Annotated in this window: 9 protein-coding genes; 4 read left to right on the forward strand and 5 right to left on the reverse strand. The window is 72.5% G+C overall.

Going from position 1 to position 8516, the window contains the following annotated elements:
- Nucleotides 1-93 precede the first annotated feature (93 nt).
- Together AB0E96_RS34950 and map are read right to left on the reverse strand one after the other, a co-directional pair.
- On the reverse strand, nucleotides 94-519 hold the full coding sequence (locus AB0E96_RS34950; RefSeq protein ID WP_359829824.1) for an acyl-CoA thioesterase: 426 nt from the start codon (nucleotides 517-519) through the stop codon (nucleotides 94-96).
- A gap of 113 nt (nucleotides 520-632) precedes the next feature.
- Entirely contained in the window at nucleotides 633-1400 is a 768-nt protein-coding gene (gene map / locus AB0E96_RS34955) for a type I methionyl aminopeptidase (protein WP_359829825.1), read from the reverse strand.
- A 97-nt stretch (nucleotides 1401-1497) separates the two neighbouring features.
- Between map and AB0E96_RS34960 the strand changes: the two genes are divergently transcribed.
- From AB0E96_RS34960 to AB0E96_RS34970, 3 genes are all read left to right on the forward strand, one after another.
- Entirely contained in the window at nucleotides 1498-1767 is a 270-nt protein-coding gene (locus AB0E96_RS34960; RefSeq protein WP_359829826.1) for a helix-turn-helix transcriptional regulator, read from the forward strand.
- A 269-nt stretch (nucleotides 1768-2036) separates the two neighbouring features.
- Nucleotides 2037-3074, forward strand: coding sequence for a lysine-2,3-aminomutase-like protein (locus AB0E96_RS34965; RefSeq protein WP_359829827.1), 1038 nt, complete (start codon nucleotides 2037-2039; stop codon nucleotides 3072-3074).
- Between the two features lie 104 nt (nucleotides 3075-3178).
- On the forward strand, nucleotides 3179-4141 hold the full coding sequence (locus AB0E96_RS34970) for a DMT family transporter (protein WP_359829828.1): 963 nt from the start codon (nucleotides 3179-3181) through the stop codon (nucleotides 4139-4141).
- Nucleotides 4142-4222: 81 nt separating this feature from the next.
- Here AB0E96_RS34970 and AB0E96_RS34975 read toward each other — a convergent pair whose 3' ends face one another.
- From AB0E96_RS34975 to AB0E96_RS34985, 3 genes are all read right to left on the reverse strand, one after another.
- Nucleotides 4223-5629, reverse strand: a complete 1407-nt coding sequence (locus AB0E96_RS34975) for an ABC transporter substrate-binding protein (protein WP_359829829.1) — start codon at nucleotides 5627-5629, stop codon at nucleotides 4223-4225.
- A 62-nt stretch (nucleotides 5630-5691) separates the two neighbouring features.
- Complete coding sequence (locus AB0E96_RS34980) at nucleotides 5692-6594, reverse strand: carbohydrate ABC transporter permease (protein WP_359829830.1); 903 nt, start codon at nucleotides 6592-6594, stop codon at nucleotides 5692-5694.
- Nucleotides 6591-7529, reverse strand: coding sequence for a sugar ABC transporter permease (locus AB0E96_RS34985; protein ID WP_359829831.1), 939 nt, complete (start codon nucleotides 7527-7529; stop codon nucleotides 6591-6593). The genes AB0E96_RS34980 and AB0E96_RS34985 overlap by 4 nt, the downstream gene beginning before the upstream one ends.
- A 238-nt stretch (nucleotides 7530-7767) precedes the next feature.
- On the opposite strand from AB0E96_RS34985, the gene AB0E96_RS34990 reads away from it, so the two are divergent.
- Nucleotides 7768-8445, forward strand: coding sequence for an SMI1/KNR4 family protein (locus tag AB0E96_RS34990; protein ID WP_359829832.1), 678 nt, complete (start codon nucleotides 7768-7770; stop codon nucleotides 8443-8445).
- The last annotated feature ends 71 nt before the right edge of the window (nucleotides 8446-8516 follow it).

Raw genomic sequence — 8516 nt, forward strand, 5'->3', positions numbered from 1 at the left:
GGGCCACCGGCCTACCCGGCCACACCACAACGGCGCCAACGGCCAGCACAGAGATCAACTGACTGGCCGCCGGCCACTACCTGCGGATTCGGGTCAGAGGCCGAGCAGGCCCTGGTCAGCGGCCAGGGCGCGCAGCGGCTCGCGCGGGTCCGCGACCAGCCTGCGCTCCGTCAGGTCGAGGATGCCGCCGACCCCGGTGATCTCCGCGGCCAGCACGCCGTCCTCGCGGACCAGCCGCTGCACCACCTGGAAGGTCTTGCCGTCCCGCCAGGTGAACGAGCAGCTGACCGCCACCGCGTCGCCCGCGCGCAGCTCCCGCAGGTACTTGACCGTGGTCTCCAGCACCACCGGGCCGATCCCCGCGGCGACCAGGTCCGCCTGGCGGATCCCGGCCGCCCGGAGGTACTCCCAGCGGGCGTGCTCGGCGTACTGGAGGTAGACCGCCTGGTTCAGGTGCCCCTGGGAGTCGGTCTCGTACCCGCGGACGGTGATGTGCGTGGTGAAGTCCTGATCACTCATGCCCCGCACGGTACTCCCGGCCCCGGTGGCCCCACCGCGTGTCCTCCGTCACCCCGGCCGCACCGCTCTCCGGGTCCGGCCGCCCGGCCGCCGACAGCCCGCCGCCCGCCGGATCAGAGCAGGGTGAGGATGCGCGGGCCGTCCTCGGTGACGGCGACGGTGTGCTCGATGTGGGCGGCCCGGCGGCCGTCGACGGTGCGCAGGGTCCAGCCGTCGGGGTCGGTGCGGTGGTCGTCCCGGCCGCCGGCCAGCAGCATCGGCTCGATCGCCAGCACCAGGCCGGGGCGCAGCGGGTAGCCCCGGCCCGGGCGGCCCTCGTTGGCCACGTGCGGGTCCTCGTGCATCCGGCGGCCGATGCCGTGGCCGCCGTAGCCGTCCAGCAGGCCGTACCGGCCCGCGCGGGCGACGGTGCCGATGGCGTGGGAGATGTCCCCGGTCCGGTTGCCGGCCACGGCGGCGGCGATGCCCGCCTCCAGGGCGCGCCGGGTGGTCTCGATCAGGGCGGTGTCCTCGGGGCGGGCGGTGCCGACGGTGAAGCTGACCGCCGAGTCCCCGGCCCAGCCGTCCAGGACGGCGCCGCAGTCGATGCTGACCAGGTCGCCGTCGCGCAGCCGGTAGCCGGTCGGGATGCCGTGCACCACCGCGTCGTTCACCGAGGCGCAGATGACGGCGGGGAACGGGACGGGCGCGAAGGCGGGGCGGTAGCCGAGGAACGGCGAGGTGGCCCCGGCGGCCTTGAGCACGCCGCGCGCCACCTCGTCCAGTTCCAGCAGGCTCACGCCCACGGCGGCCTGCTCGCGGACGGCCGCCAGTGCTCGGGCCACCACCCGCCCGGCCTCGCGCATCGCGGCCAGCCCGGTGTCCGACTTGAGTTCGACCATGGCACTTCTCTCCCCTGAACCAATTCTTATACCGGTATTTGTATCACGGTCGAGGGGTGTGGACCGCCCGGCAGGGGGAGGCCCTAGACTCGGGGGCATGGTGAGGACTCCGCTGACCCCGTGGGAGCGCGAGCGCGGCGAGCGCTTCGGGGTGCTGCTGCGCGAGGCGCGCGGCGGGCGCAGCATGGTCGAGGTGGCGGCGGTGGCCGGCGTCTCGGCCGAGACGCTGCGCAAGATCGAGACGGGCCGGGCCCCGACGCCGTCCTTCTTCACCATCGCCGCACTGGCCTTCGCGCTCGACCTCTCACTGGACGAGCTGGCGGCCGCGTGCGCCCCCGCGGAGGACGACGAGGCGCTCTCCGCCTGAACGGCGGACGCCCGGAGCGCGTCGCACCGGGATCGTTAACAACCGGTGACGCGACCTCCCGGATATTGTCACAATCCAAACTTGACGCGTTTATGCCACCGGACTAGCGTCGTCATTCGTCGGCCTTCTCGCGTCACCGCCGAATCGCTTTCCGAAGCCCTCCTCAAATCCCGTGATGATGTCGCTCGCGGGAATTTCGCCGTCCGTCGAAACGCGGCAGGACGCCGCCCGCCGAACGATCCTCATCGGTTTCCCCAGGAGCTGAAGACATGGTCGCCTCGCGCCCGATTCGCACGCCCAAGGAACTGCTCGCCCAGCAACTGATCCCGGAGGACGAATTCGCGACGATCACCGACGTCGCCAAGCGGTACGCCCTCAGCATCACCCCCGCCATGCACGGACGGATCGTCGACGTGGACGATCCGGTGGCCCGTCAGTTCGTGCCCACCGGAGCCGAACTGACCTCCTATCCGGAGGAGCGGGTGGACCCGATCGGCGACGATCCGTTCACCCCCGTCAAGGGCGTCACCCACCGCTACCCGGACCGGGTGCTCCTCAAGCCGGTGCTGGTGTGCCCGGTGTACTGCCGGTTCTGCTTCCGCCGGGAGGTGGTCGGCCCCGGCGACGCGATGCTGAAGGAGGACCAGCTCGCGGCCGCGCTGGACTACATCCGCGACCACCCGCGGATCTGGGAGGTGATCTTCACCGGGGGCGACCCGCTGATCATGTCCCCGAACCGGCTGCGGCCGATCCTGGCGGCGCTCGACGCGATCGAGCACGTCAAGGTGATCCGCTTCCACACCCGGGTGCCGGTGGTGGACCCGGACCGGGTGACCGAGGACCTGGTCGCGGCGCTCACCCTGGACACCCCGGTGTGGGTCGTCGTGCACACCAACCACAGCCAGGAGATCGGCCCCGGTGCCCGGCGGGCGCTCGGCCTGCTGGCCCGCTCCGGCGTCCCGCTGGTCAGCCAGACGGTGCTGCTCAAGGGCGTCAACGACACCCCCGAGGCGCTGGAGGACCTGTTCCGCACCCTGATCGTGAACCGGGTCAAGCCCTACTACCTCCACCACGGCGACCTCGCGGTCGGCACCAGCCACTTCCGCACCACCATCGAGGAGGGCCAGGCGCTCGTCCGGCAGCTGCGCGGCCGGGTCTCGGGCATGTGCCAGCCCACCTACGTGCTGGACATCCCCGGCGGCCACGGCAAGGTGCCGATCGGGCCGTCCTACCTGAACGGCGACGGGACCGTGACCGACCCGTGGGGCGTCACCCACACCTACCCGCCCCGGAGCAGCACGGACTGACCGTCCACCGGAGCCCGGCCCGACGCGCACCGCACCCCACCGCACCGCACCCCACCGCACCGCACCCCACCGCACCGCCCGACGCCGAAGGGAACCGCCGGCCCATGGCCACCGAGCCCTCCCCGTGCCCGCCGGACTCCGCCCGCCCGACCCGGCCCCGGGGCTCCGCCACCGGGGTGGTCGGCAACGCCGTCCGCCACCCCGGCGGGACGCTGACCCTGCTCGGCGCGTCGGCGATCTGGGGCCTGTGGACCACCGCGGAGAAGTACGCGCTCCGGGGGCTGCCCGTCCTGACGGTGCTCGCCGTCTCCCTGTCCACCGCCGCCGCCCTGCCCTGGGCCGTCCTGCTGTTCCGGGGCCACCGGCGCCCGCCGCGCGCCCAGTTGGGCCGGCTCGCCCTGCTCGGGCTGTTAGAGCCGATGGTGGGGTACGGGGCGATCGGGCTGGGGATGGCGCACATCGACGCGACCCAGGCCTCGATCCTGCGCGGCTCCGAGGCCTGCTTCGTGGTGGCGCTGGCCGCGCTGGTCCACCGCCGGGCGCCCACGCCGCGCGCCGTCGGCGGCGTGCTGCTGGGCGCGGTGGGCGTCGCCGCGCTGGGCGGCAGCCATGCCGTGTTCGGGCTCGGCACGGGAGACCTCCTGGTGCTGCTCGGCACGGTGGCCGCCGCGGCCGCGACCATCCTCACCGGGCGGATCGTCCGGGACACCGATCCGCTGGTCGCCACGGCCTACCAGTTCGGTTTCGGGCTGCTGTTCACCCTGCCGCTGATCGCCGGTCAGTGGCTGCTGGGCGGCGGGCTGACCACCGGCGGGGCCCGGCCGCTGCACTGGCTGGTCGCGGCCGGGGTCTGCGGCGGCGGGCTGGCCCTCGCGTTCCTGATGTACAACCGCGCCGTGACCCGCACCCCGGTGACCACCGCGGGCGTGCTGCTGAACGTCGTCCCGGTGTTCGGGCTCGCCTTCGCGGTGGGGCTGCTGGGCGAGCGCATCGACGCCTGGCAGTACGGCGGGGCCGCGCTGGTGCTGGCCGGGATCTTCCTCTTCTCCGAGGCGGACGCGTCCTAGGGTCTGTGGACGGCCGCGGCCCGCCCCGCGCGTGGTGCGCGGGGCGGGCCGTCGGCAGGGTCCGGCTCGGTGTCAGCGGGTTCAGCCGACCGAGCTGTTGTAGCTCTCGATCGCCGGCTGGAGTTCCTTGGCCGCGTCGGTCAGGGCCTGCTGGGCCGGCTTGGTGCCCGCGATGGTCTGCTCGATCGCGGTCTCCACGCCCTTGCGGGCCTGCGGCATCACACCGAGCAGGCAGCCGGCCGTGGCCGGGGTCGGCTTGGTGGCCTTCAGCTGGTCGATCGCGGTCTGGAACTGCGGGTACTTGGCCACCCACTCCTTGTCCTTGGGGTCGTCCAGGGACTTGGTGTTGACCGGGAAGTAACCGGTGCCGGTGTGCCAGACGGCCTGCTGCTCGGGCGCGGAGACGAACTTCTCGAACTCCCAGGCGGCGCGCTTCTCGGCGTCCGAGTGGCCGGGGCCGCTGATCCACAGCGAGGCGCCGCCGATCACCGGGCCGCCCTGGTCGGCGGCGCCGACCTTCGGGAAGGCCGCGGTGCCGACGCCGAACTTCGCGGCCTCGGTGTAGCCGCGCAGCACACCGGTGGACTCCAGGTGCATCGCGACCGTACCGGCCTTGAACGCGGCCTGGGCGTCGTCGGTGGTGCGGCCGGTGTTGGCCGCGTAGCCGCCCTTGACCAGGTCGGCCCACCACTGGACGATCTGGGCGCCCTGGGCGGAGTCGAAGACGACCTTGCCGGCCTTGTTGCCGCGGCCGTTGTCGTTGTCGCAGTACATGGCGCCGGACTCGGCGAGCAGCTGCTCGACGAACCAGCCGTAGATGGCGGCGCCGAAGCCGTACCGGACGGTCTTGCCGTCGGCGTCCTTCTTGGTCAGCTTCTTGGCCAGCTCGCCCAGCTCGTTGAGGTCCTTGGGCGCCTGGGCGGGGTCGAGGCCGGCCTCCTTGAAGGCGTCGGTGTTCAGGTAGAGCAGCGGCATCGAGGAGTTGAACGGCATCGACTGGAGCTTGCCGCCGACCGAGTAGTAGTTGCGGATGTTGGCGTCCAGGTCGTCCAGCGCGTAGTTGTCCTTGTCGGCGAAGGCCTGGGCCGGGACGGTCTGCTTGGAGTCGATCATGAACCGGGTGCCGATGTCGTAGACCTGTGCCAGGGCGGGGGTGCCCTTCTGCTGCACCGCGGCCTTGTACTTGGTGACCAGTTCGTCGTACTTGCCCTGGAACTCCGCCTTGACCTCGATCTTGCCCTGGTGGGCGGCGTTGAACTGGCCGACCAGCCCGTTCAGCACGTCGGCGTTCTTGCCGGTCATCGAGTGCCAGAACTCGACGGTGGTGACACCGGAGGCCTGGTCGAGCGCCTGGGCGCCGGGCGCGCCGGCGTCGGACGAGCCGCCCGAGCCGGAACCGGAGCCGGAGCCGGAGCCGCCGGAGCTGCAGGCGGTCAGGGACAGGCCGGCCACCAGCAGGGCCGCGAGCGCGCGCGCACTCTTCTTCACGAGGGTTCTCTCTCTATCCGGGAAAGCGGGGAACGAAGCGGGGAACACGGACGGGCCGGGGGTCAACGGACCGCGCCCGCGGTGAGGCCGCGGACGATGAAGCGCTGGCCGAAGACCACCAGGGCGAGCGTGGGCAGCAGGGAGAGCACGACGCCGGCCAGGATCAGCCCGGGGTCGGCCATCTCGGAGTCGCGCAGCGAGGTCAGACCGATCTGGAGGGTCTGCATCTTCGCCGTGCGGGTGATGATCAGCGGCCAGAAGTACTGGTTCCAGGCCGACAGGAAGACGTAGATCGACAGCGCCGCGAGGGCCGGCTTGTTGAGCGGGACGACGATCCGCCACAGGAACCGCCAGTGGCCGGCCCCGTCGATCCGGGCGGCGTCGCGCAGTTCGCCGGGCAGCTGGCGGAAGGCCTGGCGCAGCATGAAGGTGCCGAAGCCGGAGGCCAGGAAGGGCAGCACCAGGCCGAAGTAGGTGTTGCCGAGGCCCCAGCCCGACAGCGTCAGGTAGTTGGGGATGATGATGGCCTCCCACGGGACCATCAGCGTGGCCAGGAACACCCCGAACACCACGGCCCGGGCCTTCATCGGCAGGAAGACGAAGGCGTACGCGGCGAGCACCGAGGTGAACAGCTGGGCGAGGGTGATGACGGTCGCCACGATCGCCGAGTTGGCGTACTGGCGGGCCAGCGGGATGGCCTCCACGGCGCCGGAGAAGTTCCGCCCGGTGACGGAGTGCGGCACCAGGGCCGGCGGGTAGGAGGAGAGTTCGGACGGGCCCATGAAGGCTCCGGCGATCGCGTAGTACACCGGGAAGGCCACGGTGACGACGGCGACGCCGAGCAGCAGGTAGACGGCGGCGCGGCCGAGCAGGTCGCGCGGGGAGCGCCCGGCGAGGACGCGGGTGCGCGGGCGGGGCGCCCCGGCCTGCGGCCCGGCCTCGGCCCCGGTGGTGAGGGTGGTCATGCGTAGTGCACCTTCCGCTCCAGGACGCCGAACTGGACGGCCGTGCAGGCGAGGACGACCACGAGCAGCACCACGGCCTGGGCGCTCGCGGTGCCGAAGTCGCTGGAGCCGTAGGCGAAGGCCTTCTCGTAGACGGAGTAGACGAGGGTCCGGGTGGAGCCGTCCGGTCCGCCCTTGGTGAGGATGTGGATCTGGCCGAAGCTCTGGAGGGCGTGGACGGTGGAGACCACGGTCAGGAAGAACAGGTTCGGGCCGAGCATCGGGACGGTGATCGAGCGGGCCAGCCGCAGGCCGGAGGCGCCGTCGATGCGGGCCGCCTCGAGCACCTCGCCGGGGATCGAGCCGATGCCCGCGGAGAGCACCAGCACGTTGTAGCCGAGGTTCATCCACACCGTGGTGACGGCCACCGAGAACAGCGCGTAGCGGGAGTCGGTCAGCCAGCCGATCGGGCCGAGGCCGACGTGCGACAGCAGGCCGTTGAGCACCCCGCTGGCGGGGTTGAAGAACACCGCGAACACCACCGAGGCGCTGGCCACCGAGAACGCGAAGGGCAGCGCGAACGCCGAGCGCAGCAGCCGCACGCCCCGGATCCGGTTCTCCAGGAGCAGGACCAGCACCAGCGCGCCGAGCACCCCGGGCACCACGGTGAGCAGGGTGAACAGCGCCGTGGTCGTCAGGGTGCGGCCGAAGTCGGCCGAGGCGAAGAGGTCGGTGTAGTGCTTCGTCCCCACGTAGCGGGAGGGCGCGCCGAAGAGGTCGTTGGCGTGTCCGCTCAGGTAGATGGTCCGCCCCAGCGGGTAGCCGATGAAGAGGACGAAGACCACCAGGGAGGGCAGCAGGAAGGCCCAGGCGAGCCCGTGCTCGCCCCAGCGCCCTCCCCGGTGTGCCCGTGGGCGGCGGCCCGGGAGGGTCGCGGTGTGCGGTGCGGTCGGCATCTGTCGCGCGTCCGCCTTTCGTGATGTCGGTTCCGGCCGAAACCGTGTCTTGCCCGAACGACGGCGTGGGAACCCCGTGGTGATCAACGGGTGTCGCCGGGATTACGCGTTCGCGTCAGATCCGGCCGGTCGTGCGCGGACGGGCGGCGAGGGGACGGCGGCCGGGGCCCGGACCGGCGGTTGGGCCGCCGGTCGGACGGTTCACCGCGCTGTCGGAGGGGTGGCGTACGGTGCGCGGGTGGACGAAACGGAATTCGACATCCCGGCCGCAATGGCCGAAAGTGTGCGCTCCCGCGCGGGCGCCTGGGAGCTCGTCCGGGGCTTCGCCGCCTACTGGGGCGAGCCGCTGGGGCCGGACGACGGCTTCACGGACGCGGAACTGGACGCGGCCGAGCGGCGGTTGGGCCTGCGGCTGCCGACGGCGCTGCGCGAGGCGTACCGGCTGTTCGGCCGCCGGGCGGACCTCACCAGCAGCCAGGACGTGCTGCTGACCCCGGACGAGCTGCACGTGCTGGACGGCGCCCTGGTGTACCGCGCGGAGAACCAGGGCTGCGCGCACTGGGGCGTGCTGCTGGACGACCTCGGCCTGGAGGACCCGCCGACGGTCGGCCGGCTCGACCTGGCGGACAAGTCGCAGGAGCGGTGGGAGCCCTGGGAGGAGCGCTTCTCCTCGGCGGCCGCCGCCATGGCGATGATGGAGAAGCTGCTGGAGGACCACGAGCTGTCCGACTTCCTCGAACTGGAGGAGGAACTGCCGGGCGGCCTGCGGGAGTTGCCCCCGCTCGGCCGCCACTTCCGCTGGTACCAGGGGCCGGAGGTGCTGGTCGGGGTGGCCGGGGAGGCGTGGGTGGCGGTCCGGGCCCGCACCCCGGAGGCGCTGGAGGCGCTCTACGAGGAGGGCGAGGGGGACGAGTAGCCCGGGGAGCGGTCCGGGCCGCCCGGCCGGGCTCGGGGCCCGGCCGGCGGGGCCCGGTCGGTCGCGCGGCC

This window comes from Kitasatospora sp. NPDC036755 (assembly GCF_040636595.1).
Taxonomy (GTDB): domain Bacteria; phylum Actinomycetota; class Actinomycetes; order Streptomycetales; family Streptomycetaceae; genus Kitasatospora.